Raw genomic sequence first — 21,083 nt, forward strand, 5'->3', positions numbered from 1 at the left:
GACGGGAGCCTTGGTGCCTCAGCGCTCGAAGAAGCGGTAGAGGTGATCTTCCTGGATCGGGCAGTCGGCCACCTTGTGGATATGGGCCCGCGCCTCCTCCACCGAACCAAAGCAGAGTGGGCAGCCCAGGGTGTCGGTCAGCTCGAACAGGGCCCCGTCGTCGTCGCGAAACTCAACCTGCCAGCCGGGCAGCGTCGTTTCGTGGATGATCTCGGCCTCGTGCAGTCGCCCCTGCTGATAGAGGGTGCGCAGTTCACTGATGGTCATCTTCTCCTCCTCCCCTTGGCAACACCCTCTGAGTGTAGTGAGGAGCCCAGGCCTGTGACCAGACGGTCGGAGCTGCCTCTGGGGGCGCACTGTCTTCAGCCGTTGCCAAGGAGTCGTTCCCTGGCCCAGCGCAGCCGGATAAAGGTCTCGGCATCGCCCCCCCGATCCGGATGGTGGGTCAGGGCCAGTTCGCGCCAGCGGCGGCGGATCCGTTCGGTGGTGGCCCCCTCCTCCAACCCGAACAGAGTCAACGCCTCGCACCGTTCGGACTCGCTCGGCGTGGCCGCATAGCGACGCCAGAAGTCGGCGAGCAGGGCATCGACCTCCTCAGTGTCGGTTTGCCAGCAGTTGGACCAGTCCAGATAGTAGTCGCGCAGGGCCGAGCCGGTCTCGGGAAGCCGGGTCGTCAGGGGCAGCAGCCGGATGTCGAGGCTGTCCAGTTGCAGGTACCACCCCTCGGCGGCCAGCTCCCCCTGCAGGGTGTAGAGGGCGTTCATCAGGGCGAAGTTGCTGCGAAACAGGGCCAGATCCCCCTCGCCCCCCAGGGGCGGCAGTTCGCCGGCGCCCTTGAGCTCTCCGTAGAGTTCGTGAATTTTCCAGCCGATACCGGGATGGCGCAGGCGCGCCAGCACCGCCAGCTTCAGCGGGTTGTCGCTCACGCCTCCTCCCGGGCCGGTTGCAGGGCGATCACCAGATCCCCGGCCAGGGGGACGGCCGGCTCCTCGTTGGTCACGATACGCGGGGTCTTGCCCGGTGCCAGCACGAACAGGGGCAGGGCGCCCGGGTTGGCGGCCTGGTAAGCGGCCCAGTCGAAGGTGTCGGAGAGGCGGGTTCCCTTGATCTGGCCGCCGCGCCCCAGCATGCCACCGAGACGGGCGAAGGTGATGTCGGGGCCGAACAGGTTCTGGCGGGCGCGGAAGGTGGCGCTCTCCCGGTTGGCCTTGCCGTGTTGCTCGCTGGAGCGCAGGGAGAAGACCTTCTCCTCCCCCAGCTGGTGGGCAAAGTGCAGTATCCCGAGGGCGTTGCTGTGGCGATCCGGCGACAGGGCCAGCACTGTGCTGAGGCTGGTGAGGGGCAGGTGGCGCTCGGCATGCTCCGACTGGGGGGCGCCGAAGTAGCAGGGGAGATTGCTCATGCGTGCCAGCTTGCAGTGCTCCCAGGCCGGGTCGGTCAGATGTACGCTCACGCCCTGGTCCGCCAGGGCCCGGGCAATGGCGCGGGCCACCGAGTTGGCGCCTATGATGAGCCAGGTGTCAGGCTCCTTCTGGCGCTGGCCGAGCAGGGCTGCCAGCGGCGTGGCGGTGAGGCTCTGCAGCACCACGGTGGCGATGATGACGGCGAATACCAGGGGCACCAGCTTGTCGGCATCCGGGACACCGGCCTGCTCCAGGCTCAGGGCGAAGGTGGAGCCTACCGCCGCCGCGACGATGCCGCGGGGGGCGATCCAGGCGAGCAGGGCGCGGGCCCGCCAGGAGAGATCCGATCCCCGGGTCGAGACCAGGATACAGAGGGGGCGGGCCACCAGCTGTACCACCAGCAGCAGGACCAGCACCATGGGGCCCATGGCCCAGAGCTGGGCCAGATCGAGCCGTGCCGCCAGCAAAATGAAGAGCGACGAGATGAGGATCACCGCCAGATCCTCCTTGAAGGTGAGCACCTCCTCCAGGTCCAGCCCCTCCTGGTTGGCCAGCCAGATGCCGAACACGGTGACCGCCAGCAGCCCGGACTCGTGGCCGAGCCAGTTGGAGAGGGTGAAACTGGCGAGCACCAGGGCCAGCACCCCAAACTTGTGCAGGCTGACCGGCAGCCAGTCACGGCGGATCAGCAGGGTGGTGAGCCAGCCCACCGCCACCCCGATGGCGCTGCCGATGGCGACCGTCTTGGCCAGGGCAAACAGGGTGTGGCCAACCAGATCCCCCTTGCTGCCCAGCATGATGGCCTCGAACACCAGCACCGCAAACAGGGCTCCGATGGGATCGATGACGATCCCCTCCCAGCGCAGGATGCGATCCACCTCTTTCACCGGGCGAATGACGTTGAGCATGGGGGCGATCACGGTCGGCCCGGTCACCACCAGCACGGCCCCGAGCAACAGGGCCACCCGCAGATCCAGCCCAAGCAGACCGTAGCCGGCGCCGGCGATGACGACGAAGCTTGCCAGCATGCCAAGGGAACAGAGGTTGCGCACCACCTTGCCGATCCCCTTGAGTTCGGCCAGATGCAGGGTCAGCGCCCCTTCGAACAGGATCACGGCCACCGAGAGGGAGACCAGGGGAAACAGCAGATCCCCGAGCAGGGCATCGGGGTCGAGCAGGCCGCCGACCGGCCCCAGCAACAGGCCGGTGAGCAGCAGAAACAGGATGGCCGGCAGACGCAGTGCCCAGGCCAGCCACTGGGCCAGCACAGAGACCAGGGCGATACCCGCGAGAAAGAGAGCAGTCATAGGGACTCCAAATGAGGATGCGCTACTAGCCTACCCGTCCAACGGGTTGGGCTGTCAATCACAATGCTGAACTGAAACTGACGAAAGGGTGAAACGAATCGTGCCGACCGCTGTCATATTGACGTAACGATAACGGCAGTGCCCCGGGATGGGGCTCGTCAGGCAATCTCAGGAACTCTATGTCTCGTATCCGGAATTGGATGGGCCCCTTCTGGCCCGTCGGCTGTTTTGCGCTCTTTTCACTGCTGGCACTGGCGGCCAGCCGACTGGGTCTGGCTCTCTGGCTGTCGGATCGCATGGCTGCCGTGGATGGCTGGTGGCCTGTGATGCTGCAGGGGACCCGGGTCGATGTGGCCACCCTCTGCTGGCTGTGGGGCGTGCCTCTGCTCTTTACCGTGCTGCTCGGTGGTGACCACCTGGTGGGCCGGCTCTGGCGCGTCGTGCTGCGTCTCTGGTTGACGCTGGGGCTCTGGTTACTGCTGTTTCTCGAGCTGGCCACCCCCGCCTTCATCGAGGAGTATGGCTTTCGCCCCAACCGCCTCTTCGTCGAATACCTCATCTATCCGAAGGAGGTGCTCGCCATGCTCTGGAGCGGGCGCCCCGTCGAGCTGATCACCAGCCTGGTGGCGACCCTGCTGGTGCTGGCCGCAGGCTGGTGGGCCTCGGGTCGTCTGACCCGCACCATGACTATGCCGCGCTGGTACTGGCGCCCCCTGCTGGCGGTGCTGGTGCTGGGGCTGGCCATTCTGGGTGGCCGCTCAACCCTGGGTCATCGCGCCCTCAACCCGGCGCTGGTGGCCTTCTCCACCGACCCCCTGATCAATACCCTGCCGCTCAACTCCAGCTACTCGGTGGTGTTTGCCCTCAAGCAGCTCAAAAACGAAGAGGACCCCGGCCAGTACTACGGCAAGCTGCCCAGCGACCGGGTCATCGCCCTGATGCGTGAGCAGAGCGGCCGCCCCGAAGGCGACTTCGTCTCGGCCGAGATCCCCTCGCTTTCCCGCAACGTGGCGACTTATCGGGGCAGGCCGAAGAACCTGGTGATCATACTGCAAGAGAGCCTGGGGGCGCGCTTCGTGGGCTCTCTCGGCGGCCTGCCGCTGACCCCCAACATCGATGCCCTGAGCCGTGAAGGGTGGGCATTTGATCAGCTCTATGCCACCGGTACACGCTCGGTGCGTGGCATCGAGGCGGTAGTGACCGGTTTCACCCCCACTCCGGCCCAGGCAGTGGTCAAGCTGGACAAGAGCCAGACCGGCTTCTTCAGCCTGGCCCAGTTGCTGCGGGATCGTGGCTATGACACCAGCTTCCTCTATGGGGGCGAGAGCCATTTTGACAACATGCGCAGCTTCTTCCTCGGCAACGGCTTCTCCCGTATTGTCGAGCAGAAGGACTTCAAGGATGCGGCCTTCGTCGGCTCCTGGGGGGCCAGCGATGAGGATCTGATGCGCAAGGCCAACGCGGAGTTCACAGCCCTGCATCGGGAGGGCAAGCCCTTCTTCAGCCTGGTCTTCAGCTCCAGCAACCACGATCCCTTCGAGTTTCCCGACGGGCGTATCAAGCTCTATGAAGAGCCCAAGGCGACCCGCAACAACGCCGCCAAATACGCCGACTATGCGGTGGGTGAGTTCTTCAAGGCGGCCAAACAGGCCCCCTACTGGAAGGACACCCTGTTTCTGGTCATTGCCGACCATGACAGCCGGGTGAGTGGCGCCGACCTGGTGCCCATCCCCCGTTTCCGCATTCCCGGCCTCATCCTCGGGGAGGGGGTGGCTGCGCGCCGCGACAAGCGGGTGGTGAGCCAGATCGATATGGGGCCGACCCTGCTCTCCCTGATGGGGGTGAGCGCCGACTACCCCATGCTGGGGCGCGATCTCACCCGCATGCCGGACGACTGGCCGGGGCGGGCCCTGATGCAATACGACAAGAACTTCGCCCTGATGGAGGGCAATCAGGTGGTGATCCTGCAACCGGAGCAGGGTGCCCAGGGTTTTGTCTATGACCCGACAGGGGAGCGGCTCACGGCCACGGATCAGAGTGCGGCCTTCAAGGAGCGGGCGCTCGGTTGGTCCCTGTGGAGTGGGTTGGCCTACCAGCAGGGGCTCTATCGCCTGCCTGGGCAGGCGGAAAAGCGGGGATAGCGAGAGGGGGCCTGGCCCCCTCTCTCATTGAGCTAGTCGGCCCACTCACTGCGGTCCCGTCCTGCCATCTTGGCCCGATAGAGAGCCGTATCGGCACGTCGAAACAGCTGCTCCAGCGTCTCATCCTTGCCCTGTAATCCGACCCCCAGGCTGACCGTCAAGGGGGTGCCGTCATCCAGTACGATGGCCTGCGTCGACAGGCGCAGGCGCTCGGCCAGGGCCAGCAGGTCGGCACGCTCACCGGCGGGAAGCAGCAACACAAACTCCTCCCCCCCGATACGGGCCGCCAGTGCGCCGGTCGGGCATGCCTCCCGCAACAGGGTCCCGAAACGACGCAGCACCTGATCGCCGCTGGCGTGGCCGAAGCGATCGTTGATCCCCTTGAAGTGATCCAGATCGAGCAGGAGCAGGGCCTGGCGCGTCTCTCCCAGTCGCTCTGCGAAGCTGCGCCGGTTGGGCAGGCCGGTGAGCTCGTCACAGTGGGCCTGATCATTGAGTCGTGTGTGGATCTCGCCGACATAGCTCATGGTGTGGAGTATGCCGAGGGCACTGAGCAGCATGCCGATGCTGCGCAGCATGTCTTCGGCAAAGATGGCGATCCAGAGGGGTTGGGCTACCACCTCGTCGAGCAGGTCGAAGGTAGCGCCGAGCAGCCAGATCCCGATGCCGGTACTGAGCAGCAGATAGGCCAGCCGTTGTAGCCGGGCGCACTGCACCACCCAGAACATGAAGGCGAGGGTGCACCAGTTGAGCAGCTCGAAGCCGAGGCTGACCAGATGAATACGTTCCCCCCCGAAGTGAGGCAGCATGATCAGATGGGTGGTGGTGATGAGTAGCATGGCCCCGATCAGGAGAGCGAGGCTCCAGCGTCTCCCCGCCGTGAGATGGGGCAGGCGAGTGGGGCGGATATCGAGATGAAGAAGAGACATCGATGACCTTGCTGATGCGCGGATGTAACAGGCAAGCCTAACGCAATGGCGCGCCGTTTGATGCGTCGATTATCACAAAGCCCGAATTTGCCGCCGTTGGCATCAGGTTACAGGCAGATAGCCGCCATTTTCGTTCTCGTTGTAGTGAGGGGGAGCCGGCCGTGGCGAAAAGAGAGCCGGAGGGTGCCGGCTCTCTTCGGAGGATAGATGGCCGCGTCTATTCCACGGTCACTCCGCTCCCGTTGGCGGCCTCGGGACGGGGAGCCTTGATGAGGCGGCGCAGGGCGCGCTGGGCAGGCCGTTCGATGCCGTGATAGCTGCACCAGGAGAGACCCCACAGCAGCACCATAAAGAGCGCCACGGCGAGCACTCCGCTGACCGGGTCGGTGACCCCGAACCAGGCCTCGACCGCCTCGGGGGCCAGATAGTGTGCCAGCTCGAGCCCGGTCAGCAGCAGGACGGCGTGCCACAGATAGATGGAGTAGGAGAGATCTCCCAGCAGGCGGGTGACGCGATTTTCCAGCAGTGAGAACACGCGTGTGTCGCGCAGCGTCTGACTGGCCGCGATCCAGACCAGTGCCACGAAGGCGATCAATACTGCCATCGTCAGCAGGGGCGTCAGGGTGAAATGCAGCAGGATGAGCGGCAGCAGGAACAGGGCGCCGAGCAGTCGATCGGAGCGGGCAATGGGCCTCAGTCGGGTGGCCTGCACCGGGCGCAGCAGCCAGACGCCAATGGTAAAGCCGGCCACCCCGCGTCCCACCGCAGGGGCACCGTTGGTGAGATCCAGGGTGCCATGCTGGAACAGCAGGGCGGTGAGCAGGGCAATGGCGGCCAGGGGGGCCAGGATAGCCCAGCGACTGCGACTCAGGGCCAGCGGCAGCAGCAGCGGGAAGAGCAGGTAGCTGATCCACTCCACGCTGAGGGACCAGGCGGCGAAGTTCCAGGTCAGGCCATAACCGGCCGGTGCCTGCATCAGCAGAAAGCTGCTCGGTAGCGCCGCCGCCGGCGTGAAGAGAGACTCGAAGGCCTGAGCCCCCTCAAACCCCCACTCCCGAAACAGCGGGCCGGCGTAGAAGCCTGTCTGGTGGGCCTGTTTGAACAATTCCCAGCCGATCAGCACGATCATGGTGGTGGCGAAGAGGGGGTAGACCCGGGTCAGGCGCAGCCAGAGGAAGTGCATGACGCGCACCTGTCTGGTCGCCATGGTCCTGGCATAGACGTGGGCCATCACCAGGCCACTCAGGATGAAGAAGAGATCGACCCAGAGGTAGCCATTCTCGATGAGTTGGGTGGCGCCGGCGATGGACTCCTTCCACTGGGGAAAGAGCAGCAAGCGGGCATGGAACAGCACCACCATGCAGGCGGCAAAGCCGCGCAGCGGCCCGAGAAGGGGGAGTTGTGTGACTGCCATATGGACTCCTTGTCCAGTGGGGCCAAGGGCCCGAAGCAGGGATGGGCTCCAGATGTTGGCCGCCACAACGCTTCATCGGCCAGGTTTCGGGAGTGGTTTATTTTCTTAGCGAATGAAGTTTATTGAGGGAGGGTTGGGATTCAAAGGGTGCCTTGCTCAAGATGCGAGCAACATCACTGTTCCTGGCAAGAGGGTGAGTGGAGAGAGCCCCGCCGCTGCGGGGCCTGAGGGTCACAGCAGAAAGAGGGTGGCGAGGCCGAGGAAGATGAAGAAGCCGCCGGTGTCGGTGATGGCGGTGATCATGACGCTGGAGCCGAGGGCCGGGTCGCGGCCCAGGCGGTGCATGGTCAGGGGGATCAGCACCCCCATCAGGGCCGCCACCAACAGGTTGAGCACCATGGCGAGCGTCATCACGGCGCCGAGGGCCGGATCCTGATAGAGCAGGAAGGTGACGCCCCCCATGATGCCACCCCACACCAGGCCGTTGATGAGGGCCACCCCCAGCTCGCGCAGCAGCAGGAAGGAGAGGTTGCCGCTCTGGAGCTGCTCCAGGGCCAGGGCTCTCACTATCATGGTGATGGTCTGGTTGCCGGTGTTGCCGCCGATGCCGGCGACGATGGGCATCAGGGCCGCCAGGGCCACCAGCTGGGAGATGGTGTGCTCGAACAGGCCGATCACCCGGGAGGCGACAAAGGCCGTACAGAGGTTGATGGCGAGCCAGGCCCAGCGGTTCTTCACCGCCTGACCGACCGGGGCGTAGAGATCCTCCTCTTCGCTCAGGCCCCCCATACGGCGCAGATCGGTATCGCTCTCCTCGAACACCAGATCCACCACCTCCTCGACCGTGAGACGACCCATCAGCCTGCCCCTGGCATCCACCACCGCCGCCGAGATGAGGTTGTCCCGCTCGAAGGTACGGGCGGCCGCCTCGTCGTTCTCCTCCGGATCGAAGGTGACCGGATCTGGCTCCATCACGGTGCTCACCAGTGTCTCGGGCTGGTGGAGCAGCACGGTCGTGAGGGGAAGCTCCCCGACCAGGTGGTTGCGCCGGTCGATGACGAACAGCTTGTCGGTGTTGGCCGGCACCTTGCCGCGCAGGCGCAGGTAGCGCTGCACCGTGGCCAGGGTGACTCCGGGGCGCACCGTCACCAGCTCGAAGTCCATCATGGCGCCGACCGTGTGCTTGCCGTAGCTGATGACCTCGCGCACCCGCTCCCGGTCGGCCGGAGCCATGGTGGTGAGCAGCCGCCCCATCAGGTTGCGCGGCAGGTACTGGCCCAGGTAGATCTGATCGTCGATGTCGAGGGTGCGCAGGGCCCGCAGCAGATCCTTGTCGCTCATGTCGCTGATGAGGCTCTCCCACACCGTCTCCGAGGCCTCCACCAGCACCTGGCCACGCTTCTCCACCTCGACCAGGGCCCACAGGGCATGGCGCTCGTCCGGTGGCAGCGACTCCAGCGTATCGGCGAGATCCGCAGCCGGCAGGCGGTTGACCAGAGTGATCAGCTCGCTGGTCTGGTCGCGCAGGGCGGCGCTGGTCGGCTGGTCCGGCTCGAGCAGGCTGTCGGTGAGGGCATCGTCGTCCAGCAGCAGGGAGAAGATACGGCCGCGATCCAGCTCGCGTTGGCGGGTGCTGTTGATGGGGAGAGACATGGAGGGATTCCTGAGGGCTGCGCGATGGGCCATAGAATACCAGAGCCGGCGGCCCTTGCGCGAAGCGGGGTAGCAGAGAAACGCCTCCCGGGGGAGGCGTTGGCAGACATCAGGCGCTGGCTTGCAGCGGGACGGGGGAGGAGCCGAACCAGGCGAGGGAGTCGGCGAGTGTCACTACGGATCCCACCATGATGAGGGCCGGGCTCTCGACGCCCACCGCCAAGGCGGGCAACTGGTCCAGAGTGCCGCGGATGACCCGTTGCTCCGGCCGGGTGCCGTGCTCGATGAGCGCCACCGGGGTGTCGCCCTCCTTGCCGTGGGCCAGCAGTTGCTCGCGAATGGTGGCACAGCTCGACAGCCCCATGTAGAAGACCAGGGTCTGTTTCTCCCTGGCCAGCAGGGACCACTCCAGATCCTGGGTGCCCCCCTTGCCGTGGGCGGTGACGAAACGCACGCTCTGGGCGTGGTCCCGGTGGGTTAGCGGGATGCCGGCATAGGCGGCGCAGCCGCTGGCCGCGGTGATCCCCGGCACCACCTGAAAACCGATGCCGCTGCCGACCAGCGTCTCCAGCTCCTCGCCGCCGCGACCGAAGATGAAGGGGTCGCCCCCCTTGAGCCGCACGACCTTGAGCCCCTTGCCCGCCTCCTCCAGCAGCAGCTGGTTGATCCCCTCCTGGGGCACGCAGTGGTTACCCGCCTGCTTGCCGACGAAGAGGCGGCGAGCATCCCGGCGCACCAGGGCCATGACCTCGTCCGAGACCAGGCGGTCATAGACCACCAGGTCTGCCTCCTGCATGTGGCGCAGGGCGTGCAGGGTGAGCAGGCCCGGATCCCCGGGGCCGGCCCCCACCAGGACCACCTCGCCGTGGGTCTTGCCCTCCTCGGCAAACAGGGCATCGGCCAGCTGACTGGCCGCTGCCTCGTCGCCCCGGGCCAGGGCCTGACCCAGGCGGTCGGCCCCGAGCAGGCGTTCCCAGAAGCGGCGCCGCTCGGTCAGGCCGGCAAAGCGTGCCTTGACCCGGCCGCGCAGGCTGCCGGCAAACGCCGCCAGCTTGCCCAGATGCTGGGGCAGCATGGCCTCGAGCTTCTCCCGCAGCAACCTGGCCAGTACCGGGGCCTGACCGCCGGAGGAGATGGCCACCATCAGGGGGGAGCGATCGATGATGGAGGGCATGATGAAGCTGGAGCGCTTGGGGTCGTCCACCACGTTGCAAAACAGCCGCCGGGCGTTGGCGCTCTGGTAGACCAGGGCGTTCACCTCGCGCCGGTCGGTGGCGGCCACCACCAGCCACATCCCCTCCAGATGCACAGGCGCAAACGGCTCGGCGCGCCAGGTCAGGGCGCCCTCCTCGGCCAGTGCGGCGAGAGCGGGCTCCACCTCGGGGGCGACCAGGGTCAGGCAGGCGCCGGCGTCGAGCAGCAGGCGGGCCTTGCGCTCGGCCACCTCACCGCCGCCGACCAGCAGTACCGGTTTGTGCTCCAATTGGCAGAAGAGGGGGAAGTAGTCCATGGTGGCCTCCGGATCAGGCGGTTTGGGTCTGGCGAGCGGTGGATGCCGCGACCGGACGCTCGGCTCTGGGGGTGGCATACCAGTAGCCGAGGCCCATGAAGAGGACGCCGGAGACGGTGTTGCCCAGGGTCACCCACAGCAGGTTGTGACCGATGCCGCTCAGGGTGAAGGCCTCGGAGTGGTTGCCGAGCCAGGAGAGGGCGAACAGGGTCATGTTGGCGATGGAGTGCTCGTAACCGGAGGCGATGAAGGCCAGCAGGCACCACCAGATGGCGATGAAGCGGGCGGCTCCCTCGGTGCGCAGGGTCATCCAGATGGCGAGGCAGACCAGCCAGTTACAGAGGATCCCCTTCATAAACAGGGTCAGGGCCGGTGCCTGGGTCTTGGCCAGGGCCACCTTGTGGGCCAGGCTGCCCGCATCCGGTAGCAGGCTGCCACCGTAGGAGTAGAGCAGGGCCACGAAGATGGAGCCCAGCAGGTTGCCGGCCCAGGTCTGGGGCAGGATGCGCAGGGCGTCGCCGGCGCTGATGGCGCCCGCCTTGACCCCGAAGGTGAGGAACATGGTGTGGCCGGTGTAGAGCTCGGAGCCGGCCATGATCACCAGGGTCAGTGCGATGCCGAAGGTGGCCCCCATCACCAGGGGACGGATGGCGGGATCCACCAGGTTACCCAGGGTGAAGATGAGGATGATGCCCAGCCCCACGTAGGCGCCTGCCATGGCGGAGCTGAGCCAGAAGCCGAAGCCGTCCTGGCGGCTGAAGCGATCGATGCGGGCCGCGTTGGCGGCACACTTGTTGATGGTTTCTGTGTACATCTTTTGAATCCTTAAGAGGGCCGCCTGTCGGCAGCCCGAAACGTGTTCAATCCGGTTCAGACGGCGACCCAGACTTCCCGACCGCGCAGTTCGAGCCGATAGGCGGGAACCGAGACGGCGGGGTTATCGAGGCAGAGGCCATCGCGCAGGCGAAAGCGCTGCTTCTTGAGGGGGCTGGCGACCCAGAACTCCCCTTCGTGCTCACCGATCAGGCCCCGTGACAGCACGTTGGCCTGGTAGAAGGGGTCCTGGTTGCCGATGGCGAACAGTGACTCCCCGTCGGTCGGCCGGAACAGGGCCACCTGGTGTCCCGCGATCAGGGCGCAGACACCGGTGCCCGGCAGTATGTCGTCGAGTAGACAGGCCAGTTGCATGATCACTTCTCCAGTTCGATCTGATAGACGGGGATACGCTCGGCCGGGGTGGCCGGTCGCTTTTGGGCGCGCTCGGGGACGAACTGTACGTCCGGGTCACGCTGGTCGCTGTTGATGAAATGGCTAAAGCGCTTCAGTGCGTCTTCATCGGAGAGGGTGCGCGACCACTCGCATTCGTAGGTGGCGATCAGTTGCTGCATCTCGGCTTCGAGCTGTTCGGCCAGCCCCAGCGTGTCGTCGATGATCACCTCGCGCAGGTAGTCGATACCCCCCTCGAGGTTGCCTATCCAGGTGGCGGTACGCTCCAGTTTGTCGGCACTGCGCACGTAGAACATCATGAAGCGGTCGACGTACTTGAGCAGGGTGTCCTGGTCCAGATCCGAGGCCAGCAGCTCGGCATGGCGCGGCTTCATGCCGCCGTTGCCGCCGAGATAGAGGTTCCAGCCGGCGTCGGTGGCGATGATGCCCACATCCTTGCCCTGGGCCTCGGCACACTCACGGGTACAACCGGAGACACCGAACTTCATCTTGTGGGGGGTGCGGATGCCCTTGTAGCGGTTCTCGAGATAGACCCCGAGGCCCACGCTGTCTTGCACGCCAAAGCGGCACCAGGTGCTGCCGACGCAGGTCTTCACCATGCGCAGGGCCTTGGCATAGGCCTGGCCGGTCTCGAAGCCGGCCGCCAGCAGGCGGGTCCAGATGGCGGGGAGATCCCCCTTGTGGGCGCCGAACAGGCCGATCCGCTGGGCGCCGGTCACCTTGGTGTAGAGGTTGAAATCGCGGGCCACCTCGGCCAGGGCCAGCAGCCCCTCGGGCGTCACCTCACCGCCGGCCATGCGCGGGATCACCGAGTAGGTGCCGTCCTTTTGCATGTTGCCGAGGAAGATATCGTTGGTGTCCTGCAGGGGGGCGTGCAGGGGGCTCAGCACATAGTCGTTCCAGCAGGAGGCGAGGATGGAGCCGACGGTCGGTTTGCACACCTCGCAGCCATGCCCCTTGCCATGTCTGGCCAGCAACTCGGGGAAGCTCTTGATCCCCTCGATCTTCACCAGGTGCAGCAGCTCCTGACGGGAATAGGGGAAGTGTTCGCACAGGTGATGGTTGACCTCGATCCCCTGCTTGGCCAGCTCGGCGTTGAGCACCTGGCTGATGAGGGGCACACAGCCACCACAGCCGGTGCCGGCGCCGGTCTGCTGCTTGATGGCGGCCAGGGTGGTATGACCCTCGGCCACGGCGCGGGCTATATCCCCCTTGGAGACGTCGAAGCAGGAGCAGATCTGGGCCGTCTCAGGCAGGGCGTCGACCCCCAGCGTCGGCTTGGCCCCGGCGTAGGCGGGCAGGATCAGGGTGTCCGGGTGCTCCGGCAGGGGCAGGGCGCTCAGCATCATCTGCAGCAGGTTGCCGTAGTCCTCCACGTCCCCCACCAGCACGGCGCCGAGCAGGCGGCTGTTATCTTCGCTCACCACCAGGCGCTTGTAGATACCGGCCTGGTCGTCCTGGAACAGGTAGCTGTGGCTGCCCGGGGTGCGGCCGTGGGCATCGCCGATGGAGCCTACCGAGACGCCGAGCAGCTTGAGCTTGGCGCTCATGTCCGCCCCTTGGAAGGCGCTCTGCTCGCCCAGCAGCTGATCGACGGCGATCTGGGCCATCTTGTAGCCAGGGGCCACCAGGCCGAAGAAGCGGCCCTGCCAGGAGGCACACTCGCCGATGGCGAGGATGTCGGGATCCGAGGTGCGGCACTGATCATCGATGACGATGCCGCCGCGCTCGGCCACCGCCAGATCCCCGTAGCGGCCCAGGGTATCCTGGGGGCGGATGCCGGTAGAGAAGACCACCACATCGACGTCGAGCGAGGTGCCGTCGGCGAAGGCGAGGCGGTGTTTGGCTTCCTTGCCGCCGTGCATCAGGATCTCTTGGGTGTTCTTGCCGGTGTGCACCTGTACGCCCATGGACTCGATCTTGCGGCGCAGCATCTGGCCACCCTGGGCGTCCAACTGCTCGGCCATCAGCACGGGGGCAAACTCCACCACATGGGTCTCCAGACCCAGCGCCTTGAGGGCGCCGGCCGCCTCCAGACCGAGCAGGCCACCACCGATCACCACGCCACTCTTGCCCTCTTTGGCGGCGCTGCGAATGGCCTTGAGATCCTCGATGGTGCGGTAGACGAAGCACTCATGATGCTGGCTGCCGGTGATGGGGGGGACCCAGGGGTAGGAGCCGGTGGCCAACACCAGCTTGTCATAGGTGACGACGGTACCCTTGTTGGAGTGGATCTCGCGGCCATTTCTGTCGATTTTTTTCACCGCCTCACCCAGCAGCAGCCGGATCCCGTGTTTCTCGTAGAAACCCGGTTTGACGAGGGAGAGATCTTCGCTGGTGTGATGGGAGAAATAGGAGGAGAGGTGGACGCGGTCGTAGGCGGGGCGGGGTTCTGCACCGAAGACGGTGATCTCGTGGTGGTCGCCGCCACCACGTTCGATCAGCTCTTCGATGAAGCGGTGCCCCACCATGCCGTTGCCCACAACGACCAGTCTGACTTTGCTCATGATTGCCTCAAGTTGGAGTAATAAAACAACAATGCTGAGGCAAGGCTAACCAGCGTGACGCAGGGGACAATTGATGCAAATCAATTGTCAGTTTATATATCCATTAGGAGGTATCTTGTTGAAATGAAAGGCTATATCCAAATGGGTATATGATGGGTCTGTTTGGTGGCCCTTCAGGCCACCGTCAGCAGGGGATGACGCGGTCAGGTTCGAGTCAGCCCCTTCAGGGACTGGCAGTCGTAGTAGGTGGTGCGGGGTTTGTCGTTGTAGTTGAGGTCGATGACTCCGAACAGCATCTTCTGGGCCGGCAGATAAATGTGCACGTAATTCGCCTGGTGCGTATCTGCCGTTTTCAGGCTCTCGGCACTGTTGCTCATGACGGAGTTGACCATGCCGGCACTGGTGTAGCGCTCCAGCAGGTTCATGGACATCTCCTCGTTATATTTGAGGGTGCAGTGATTCTCCGGCTTGGGGGGAAACTGGCCGATAACAACCAGGCGTCCCTGTGGGCTGGTTTTGTCGATGGAGGTGAGATTGCCGGCGCAGGCGGTCAGCACCAGGGTTGGCAGGAGTAAAAACAGTTTTTTCATGGGGCCTGAACTCATGGGGTGTGGCGAAAGGGGGGGACCGAACGCCGGGATTATTGTTGTGGTGCGGCTGGCCGCTTGTTGATGACTCTGCTGATAAGCAGCGGTGTGATGGTCCCATTCTGCGGGGAAGGATTCAAATCCCGGAGGTGACGAGAGTGTAAGCAGATATTGCAGGGGCCAGACAAGAGTGTGTGGCAGGTTAATAACCCGCGAAGGCTGGGCAAGGGGGTCTCCCCCTGCTAGGGTGAGCCCAGATTGATCAAGGAGTGAGTCTCTATGCGTCCTCTTCGAATTGGCGCCCTGCTGGCCAGCCACCTGTTGGTGGGGGCGGCCGGTTTTGCCGGCGGTATCTATGTGTTGCCCATTCTGACGGCGCCGCCGGCACCGAGTGTCGAGCAGGTAGCATCGGCACAGGGGGAGGCCAGCTTCCGTGGCACCTTCCGCCGGGATCTGAAGGACAGCGATCGTCTCCATTGGGGGGAAGGGGAGGTCTCTGTGGGGCCGGATGCCATCACCCTGATGGGGCGTCTCGCCCCCGGCCCCGATTACCAGCTCTATCTCTCTCCGACCTTTGTGGAGAGCGAGGCCGACTTTGCCCGCCTCAAGGGGCAGATGGTGCGAGTCGGGCCGGTAAAGACTTTCGATAACTTTATCGTCCCCCTTCCACCTGAGGTCGATCCGGCCCGCTATACCAGCGTCATCATCTGGTGCGAGAGTTTCGGTCAGTTCATCACCGCCGCCCGTTACCGGGAGTAAGCCTGCTGGAGGAGTACCGCTCGGTGCGAGGGCTGGGGTCAGCTCGTGATGGCCGGCCAGCGATCTCTCCTTAATTCCGGGGACAGATGGCCGGCAGGGCACCCTGCCTGGCCGGGCGGGTCATCCGGTACTCTCCTTGCAACGTACGGTAGACTCGGGTGTTCCACATCTCCCCGGTATCCAGCATGAACTCGATGTCGTAGTTGATACCGGCGACCACCTGGCGATCGACCCGGGTGATCCCCTTGAGGCGAGCCGATGTGTTCATCTGAGCCAGCACGTGGGCCAAGGCTGCTTTGGCCTCGGCATCCGGTTGAGGCATCGATTGCCAGCCTCCGGGAACGGGGTCACAAGAGAGAGGCTGCGGGGCCTGGCTGCAGGCGCCAAGCAGGCTGCCGAGGAGTATGGCTATCAGGGTTTTCATGGGCTCTTCCTGGTGCGAAAAAAACCATTGTGCCATGGGGTGACCCCATTGGGGGGATGGCGGGGCCGGATGCGACAATGCCTGACCCCTTCCCCATCGCCTGCGAATGTGGCGAGTAACCGACCAGGATCACAAAGCGGGTGTCGCCACATGGGGAGACGACCGGGAGTCTGCTTATAATGGCGCCAGTCCTGAGGGAGAGGGAGTCATGGCAAGGAGAGGATGCCGCTGGTGGTTGGCGGTATGGCTGATGGGATGTGGTCAGGTGTGGGGCAATCCCCTGCCGCCTCTGATGGGGTGGTTAAACGGTGACTTCAGCAGCCGGACCCAGGCCGAGGAGGATCGCCGTTTCGAAGCCGCCGAGTTGCACGCTCGGACCATATGGCCCCATGAAGGACCCGGCTACTGGCTTTATCTGGAGCAGAGCCTCGTCGCTCGCCCCGCCCACCCCTTTCGACAGCGTATCTTCCATCTCACCGATGCCGGTCGGGGAGAGCTGCTGATGGTCGAATACACCATGCCCAAGGCGACCGATTTCGCCGGTGCCTGGCGCGATCCCGCCAAGCTGCGCACCCTGACCCCCGAACAACTCTCCCGCCGCGCCGGCTGCGAGTTGCGCCTGCGCCGCCTCCCCTCCGGGCACTACGAGGGGCGCAACGAGATTGGGCGCTGCCCCACCAACTTCGCCGGTGCCGACACCCTGGTTCAGTACATCTGGATCGGTCCCGAGCACATCCGTTTGCTCGATCGCGCCTATGACCAGCAGGGAACCCTGCGCTGGGGCAGTCCGGGCGAGGGCTATGTCTATCTGCGTGTGACCCCCTGAGTCACCTCATCACGGGGCCAGAGGCAGCAGACTCCAGAGGATGGAGAGGCTGACGGCCCCAAACAGCAGCCCCGTGATCAGATTGATCGGGCGCTGGGCTCGGGCGATAAGCCCCTTGGCCCGCTCGCCGGAGAGGCCCCAGGCCAACAGCAGAAACCAGACGAGTGACAGAATAAACAGCTCCAATGCCAGCAGCAGCCGGATCCCCGTCTCGACCTCGGGCGTCACCATGGCCGCCAGCAGTCCCATGAAGAAGAGCAATGCCTTGGGATTGAGCAGGTTGGTGGCCATCCCCTGGCGCACCCCTCGCAGCAGATTCCCTTGTGCCCCCTCCGACGTCGTGACAAACGCCGCACTGGGGTAACGAGCGGCCAGCAGCGCCCCCCAGGCCATCTTGCCCAGATAGAGGGCACCGATCAGCTTGATCCCCGTGAACAGCAGGGGGGCGCCGGCGATCAACAGGCTGATGCCGGTGAGGCTCAGGGTGGCGTGGAGCAGGATGGCCAGCGAGATGCCGAGCGCCGCCCCGATGGCGAGGGGGCGATGTTGACAGCTACGCAGGATCAGGGCGACATCCGGCCCTGGGCTGGCGAGGGCAACCAGGTGCATGGCACCCAGGGTGAGAAACAGGGAGGCGTACATGGGGATCTCCATCAATCTGACTTGTCCCCAGTCTCCCGTCTGGCGGGGATGATGGCTTGTAAACTATTGCACCGGGTTCGGCGTGCCTCACAGGGGGCGCCGCATCTGCTCCCGATAGCGGGCCGGTGTCACGCCGTAGGCCTGGGCGAAGCCCCGATGAAAGTGGCTCTGGTCGAAGAAGCCCACTGCCAGGGCTACCTCGCTCGGCACCATCCCCTCCGCCAGCAGTCGCTTCCCCTGCTCGAGCCGCAGCCGTTTGAGCCAGGCATAGGGGGTCATGCCGGTGCGCTTCTTGAATTGGCGCAGGAAGGCGAAGCGATCGAGCCCCACCTGGGTGGCGAGCTCCTCCAGGGTGTGAGGCTGATCCAGGGTGGCGAGCAGCCGTTCGCGCAGGAAGCGCAACTGGGGATCGGCCAGGGCGTGTCGCTGCACCGGCAAGGCGAAGAGCTCCCCGAGCAGCTCGAGCAGCAGCCCCTCGACCAGCAGGGGATCCGCCTGCGGTTGCTCCAGGCAGGCATGCAGCCGGGCAAATCCCAGATAGAGGTCGGGGCGGGGTACCAGAGAGGTGGCAAAGAAACGCTCGCCGCCGGGTAGCAGCCGGTGGATGAACTCGGGGGGCAGCGAGAAGACCCGCACCTCGTACCCCTCCGGCAACAGGCTGGTGCCATCGTGCATCTCGTCCGGGTTGACGGTGGAGAGGCACCCCTCGATCAGCCGGTGGCTGCTGCCCTTGTGGATAAACTTCTGCCCTCCCTGCTGCACCAGGCCTATGTGGTAATCCAGATGGACGTGGCGGCCATAGCTGAACTCCCGGTGGCGAGCACGGCACAGCTCGACCCCGGGAAGCAGGGGGGATTGCCAGTAGCGGATGAGGGTACTTGATTCCATAGCCCCATTCTTAGCGCAAAGGGAGGGCGGACGCTTGTAAAAAATTGCAGCGCAAAAACAGAAGGCCCTGGCGGGCCTTCGGGGTCAGGTAGCGGGGGCCGCCGTCTTGCGGCTGCGGCGCAGCCCGTCGAGGCTAAACAGCACCAGGGCGCTCCAGATACAGGCGAAGGTGATGGTCTTGTCCATCAGCAGAGGCTCGCCGTACTGGGTCACCGCCAGGATAAACATCAGGCTCGGGCCTATGTACTGGAAGAAGCCCAGGGTCGAGAGCTTGAGGCGAGTGGCGGCGGCGGTGAAGCAGAGCAGGGGCACGGTCGTCACCAGGCCGGCGGCGACCAGCAGCAGGTTGAGGCTGGCCGGATTGGCGCCGAGGTGGCTGGTGGGAGTGTCGGCGATGCCCCACAGATAGACGGCGGCAGCCGGCAGCATGATCAGGGTCTCCAGCAGCAGGCCGGTGAGGGCATCGAGGGCCAGCTTCTTGCGGATGAGTCCATAGAGGGCGAAGGTCGAGGCCAGTACCAGGGCGATCCAGGGGAGTGAGCCGAAGGCCACCAGTTGTACCAGCACCCCGAAGGTGGCCAGGGCGACGGCCCCCCACTGCAGGCGGCGCAGCCGTTCGCCAAGAAAGAAGAGCCCCAGCACCACGTTGAACAGGGGATTGATGTAGTAACCCAGACTGGCATCGAGCATGTGGCCGTTGTTGATGGCCCAGATAAAGAGCAGCCAGTTACCCCCCACCAGGGTCGAGGTGAGGGCGAGCAGGGCCAGTTGGCGTGGCTGTTTCAGTACCGCCTGCACCCGGTGCCACTGACGCTTGAGCAAGACCAGCGCCAGCAGCAACACGAAGGACCAGATGACGCGATGGGTCAGGATCTCGCCGGCGGGTACCTGGCTAATCAGCTTGAAGTAGATGGGGGCCAGCCCCCACAGGGTGTAAGCGGACAGGGCAAAGATCACCCCCTGACGTTGGGAAGCGGATTGCATGTGATTGACGCCTTGTTGTTATGGGTGATGAGGATCACAAAACGTCAGTGTAGCGGGAGTGTTAACCGGAAAGAAGGGGGTCAGCCGCCGCGGCGGATATTGGTGACATCCTTGAGCAGCCAGAGCATCAGGGCGATGGCGGAGATCCAGGGCCCCCAGGTGACATAGGCCTCGCCCTGCCCGAGGGCATAGAAGAGCAGGGGCAGTCCGATGACCAGAAACAGCACACTTCCTATGAAAAACAGCATTTTTCTATTAAATATAAAGAGTTGCCACATTGATGATTATATCGATTGGGCCTCGTCTGGGAAGGGGTAAATGAAAAAAGGGGGATATTCCCCCTTTTTGTTTTCTGAGTGCTTGTTTATGGCACTAATCGAGCTGGATCCAGGTGCTTTTCAGCTCGGTATATTTTTCGAGGGCGTGCAGGGACTTGTCGCGCCCGTTGCCCGACTGCTTGTAGCCCCCAAACGGCATGGTCATGTCGCCACCGTCCCAGTTGTTGACGAAGACGGTGCCGGCGCGCAGGGCGCGTGAGGTTTTCACCGCCTTGCTGATGTCGGAGGTCCACACTGCCGCGGCGAGGCCATAACAGGTGTCGTTGCCGAGCCGGATCGCCTCTTCCAGGGTGTCGAAGCCGGTGATGGCAAGCACGGGCCCGAAGATCTCCTCGCGGAAGATGCGCATCTGGGGCGTCACATCATCGAAGATGGTCGGGGTGATGTAAAAACCACCGCTCTCCTGATTGCAGCGTTCACCCCCCAGTCGCAGGGTCGCCCCCTCTGCCTTGCCCGAGGCGATGTAGCAGAGCACCTGCTCCATCTGCAGGCCATCAACCATGGCGCCGATGCGGGTGGCCGGATCCAGCGGATTGCTGCTTACCCACTCGCGGGCGTACTCCACCACCCGGGCCACAAACTCGGCCTTGATGCTGTTTTGCACCAGCAGACGAGAGGCAGCGGTGCACACTTCACCCTGGTTATAGAAGATGGCCGAGGCGGCGGTGCGGGCGGCCAGCTCGAGGTCCGGCGCGTCTGCCAGCACTATGTTGGGGCTCTTGCCACCACACTCCATAAAGGCGCGCTTGAGGTTGGACTTGCCCGAACACTCCACCAGGTGTTTGCCGATCTTGGTCGAGCCGGTGAAGGTGATGCAGTCCACATCCATGTGCATGGCCAGCGCCTCACCCACGGTGTGACCAAAGCCGGGCAGCACATTGAAGACGCCATCGGGGAGTCCGGCCTGTTTGGCCAGTCCGGCGATGCGGATGGCGGTCAGGGGGGATTTCTCCGAAGGCTTGAGGATCACCGAGTTACCTGTGGCCAGTGCGGGCCCCAGTTTCCAGCAGGCCATTACCAGGGGGAAGTTCCACGGCACTATGGCGGCGACTATGCCCAGCGGCTCGCGGGTGACCAGGGCCAGGGCCCCCTCTTCGACCGGGGCCACCTCGTCGTAGATCTTGTCGATCGCCTCGCCGTTCCAGGCGATGCAGTTGGCGGCGGCCGGGGCGTCATAGCCGATGGCGTCACCTACGGGTTTGCCCATGTCGAGGGACTCGAGCAGAGCGAGCTCTTCCACATGCTCGCGCATCAATGCAGCGAAGCGTTGCAGGATCAGCTTGCGCTGCTTGGGCGGTAGGCCGGCCCAGCGGCGCTCCTCGAAGGCGCGGCGTGCGGCCTGTACCGCCAGCTCGGCATCGGCAGCGTCACAGGCGGCCACCTTGGCCAGCAGACGACCGTTGGCCGGGTTGATGCAGTCGAGGGTGGCGCCCGAGTTGGCGTCGACATAAGCGCCGTCGATAAAGGCACGAGCCTCGATCTTCAGGGTGGCGGCGCGTTGTTCCCAGTCGGCCAGGGTGAGAGTGGACATGTTCGCTCCTTGA

20 protein-coding genes are annotated in these 21,083 nt (G+C 64.6%); 3 read left to right on the forward strand and 17 right to left on the reverse strand.

Annotation, left to right across the window (positions count from 1 at the left end; translation table 11 throughout):
- Positions 1-18 precede the first annotated feature (18 nt).
- From AB5Y48_RS16245 to AB5Y48_RS16255, 3 genes are all read right to left on the reverse strand, one after another.
- Positions 19-267 (reverse strand): hypothetical protein, encoded by a 249-nt coding sequence (locus AB5Y48_RS16245; protein ID WP_050668075.1) that lies wholly within the window; start codon positions 265-267, stop codon positions 19-21.
- A 95-nt stretch (positions 268-362) separates the two neighbouring features.
- Positions 363-926, reverse strand: coding sequence for a DNA-J related domain-containing protein (locus AB5Y48_RS16250; protein ID WP_050668074.1), 564 nt, complete (start codon positions 924-926; stop codon positions 363-365).
- Positions 923-2,710, reverse strand: a complete 1,788-nt coding sequence (locus AB5Y48_RS16255) for a sodium:proton antiporter (RefSeq protein WP_050668073.1) — start codon at positions 2,708-2,710, stop codon at positions 923-925. Before AB5Y48_RS16255 ends, AB5Y48_RS16250 begins: the two co-directional genes overlap by 4 nt.
- Positions 2,711-2,889: 179 nt before the next feature.
- On the opposite strand from AB5Y48_RS16255, the gene AB5Y48_RS16260 reads away from it, so the two are divergent.
- Positions 2,890-4,851, forward strand: coding sequence for an LTA synthase family protein (locus AB5Y48_RS16260; RefSeq protein ID WP_050668072.1), 1,962 nt, complete (start codon positions 2,890-2,892; stop codon positions 4,849-4,851).
- Positions 4,852-4,883: 32 nt separating this feature from the next.
- On the opposite strand, the gene AB5Y48_RS16265 is transcribed toward AB5Y48_RS16260, so the two are convergent.
- From AB5Y48_RS16265 to AB5Y48_RS16300, 8 genes are all read right to left on the reverse strand, one after another.
- The gene (locus AB5Y48_RS16265) at positions 4,884-5,780 is read right to left on the reverse strand and encodes a GGDEF domain-containing protein (protein WP_050668071.1); all 897 of its coding nucleotides are present in this window, start codon (positions 5,778-5,780) and stop codon (positions 4,884-4,886) included.
- Between the two features lie 217 nt (positions 5,781-5,997).
- Entirely contained in the window at positions 5,998-7,194 is a 1,197-nt protein-coding gene (locus tag AB5Y48_RS16270; RefSeq protein ID WP_050668070.1) for an acyltransferase, read from the reverse strand.
- A 231-nt stretch (positions 7,195-7,425) separates the two neighbouring features.
- Complete coding sequence (mgtE, locus tag AB5Y48_RS16275; protein ID WP_050668069.1) at positions 7,426-8,847, reverse strand: magnesium transporter; 1,422 nt, start codon at positions 8,845-8,847, stop codon at positions 7,426-7,428.
- Positions 8,848-8,956: 109 nt separating this feature from the next.
- Positions 8,957-10,357, reverse strand: a complete 1,401-nt coding sequence (gene cysG, locus AB5Y48_RS16280) for a siroheme synthase CysG (RefSeq protein ID WP_050668068.1) — start codon at positions 10,355-10,357, stop codon at positions 8,957-8,959.
- Between the two features lie 13 nt (positions 10,358-10,370).
- On the reverse strand, positions 10,371-11,171 hold the full coding sequence (gene nirC, locus AB5Y48_RS16285) for a nitrite transporter NirC (protein ID WP_050668067.1): 801 nt from the start codon (positions 11,169-11,171) through the stop codon (positions 10,371-10,373).
- A 56-nt stretch (positions 11,172-11,227) separates the two neighbouring features.
- Positions 11,228-11,545, reverse strand: coding sequence for a nitrite reductase small subunit NirD (gene nirD, locus AB5Y48_RS16290; RefSeq protein WP_050668066.1), 318 nt, complete (start codon positions 11,543-11,545; stop codon positions 11,228-11,230).
- Positions 11,546-11,547: 2 nt separating this feature from the next.
- On the reverse strand, positions 11,548-14,091 hold the full coding sequence (gene nirB, locus AB5Y48_RS16295) for a nitrite reductase large subunit NirB (RefSeq protein ID WP_050668065.1): 2,544 nt from the start codon (positions 14,089-14,091) through the stop codon (positions 11,548-11,550).
- A gap of 203 nt (positions 14,092-14,294) precedes the next feature.
- Positions 14,295-14,681 carry a hypothetical protein gene (locus AB5Y48_RS16300; protein ID WP_050668064.1) on the reverse strand — a complete coding sequence of 129 codons (387 nt, stop codon included), beginning with the start codon at positions 14,679-14,681 and terminating at the stop codon, positions 14,295-14,297.
- A 276-nt stretch (positions 14,682-14,957) separates the two neighbouring features.
- On the opposite strand from AB5Y48_RS16300, the gene AB5Y48_RS16305 reads away from it, so the two are divergent.
- A complete protein-coding gene (locus AB5Y48_RS16305; protein ID WP_050668063.1) occupies positions 14,958-15,437 on the forward strand; it encodes a DM13 domain-containing protein in 480 nt (159 codons plus the stop codon).
- A 70-nt stretch (positions 15,438-15,507) separates the two neighbouring features.
- On the opposite strand, the gene AB5Y48_RS16310 is transcribed toward AB5Y48_RS16305, so the two are convergent.
- On the reverse strand, positions 15,508-15,861 hold the full coding sequence (locus tag AB5Y48_RS16310) for a cystatin domain-containing protein (RefSeq protein ID WP_368165130.1): 354 nt from the start codon (positions 15,859-15,861) through the stop codon (positions 15,508-15,510).
- Between the two features lie 208 nt (positions 15,862-16,069).
- Between AB5Y48_RS16310 and AB5Y48_RS16315 the strand changes: the two genes are divergently transcribed.
- Positions 16,070-16,687: a chromophore lyase CpcT/CpeT gene (locus tag AB5Y48_RS16315; RefSeq protein ID WP_050668061.1), complete on the forward strand. Its 618-nt coding sequence runs from the start codon at positions 16,070-16,072 to the stop codon at positions 16,685-16,687.
- A 9-nt stretch (positions 16,688-16,696) separates the two neighbouring features.
- Here the strand turns inward: AB5Y48_RS16315 and AB5Y48_RS16320 are convergent, their stop codons facing one another.
- The 5 genes from AB5Y48_RS16320 to AB5Y48_RS16340 form a co-directional block, all read right to left on the reverse strand.
- Positions 16,697-17,329: a LysE family translocator gene (locus AB5Y48_RS16320; protein ID WP_050668060.1), complete on the reverse strand. Its 633-nt coding sequence runs from the start codon at positions 17,327-17,329 to the stop codon at positions 16,697-16,699.
- 87 nt (positions 17,330-17,416) lie between these two features.
- Entirely contained in the window at positions 17,417-18,217 is an 801-nt protein-coding gene (locus AB5Y48_RS16325) for an AraC family transcriptional regulator (RefSeq protein WP_050668059.1), read from the reverse strand.
- 84 nt (positions 18,218-18,301) lie between these two features.
- Positions 18,302-19,201 (reverse strand): EamA family transporter RarD, encoded by a 900-nt coding sequence (rarD, locus tag AB5Y48_RS16330; protein ID WP_368165132.1) that lies wholly within the window; start codon positions 19,199-19,201, stop codon positions 18,302-18,304.
- Between the two features lie 80 nt (positions 19,202-19,281).
- Positions 19,282-19,449 carry a hypothetical protein gene (locus tag AB5Y48_RS16335; RefSeq protein WP_169793523.1) on the reverse strand — a complete coding sequence of 56 codons (168 nt, stop codon included), beginning with the start codon at positions 19,447-19,449 and terminating at the stop codon, positions 19,282-19,284.
- Positions 19,450-19,573: 124 nt separating this feature from the next.
- Positions 19,574-21,070: an aldehyde dehydrogenase gene (locus AB5Y48_RS16340; protein WP_368165134.1), complete on the reverse strand. Its 1,497-nt coding sequence runs from the start codon at positions 21,068-21,070 to the stop codon at positions 19,574-19,576.
- Between the last annotated feature and the right edge of the window lie 13 nt (positions 21,071-21,083).

The sequence above is a fragment of the Aeromonas sp. R6-2 genome (assembly GCF_040908155.1).
Taxonomy (GTDB): Bacteria; Pseudomonadota; Gammaproteobacteria; order Enterobacterales; family Aeromonadaceae; genus Aeromonas; species Aeromonas schubertii.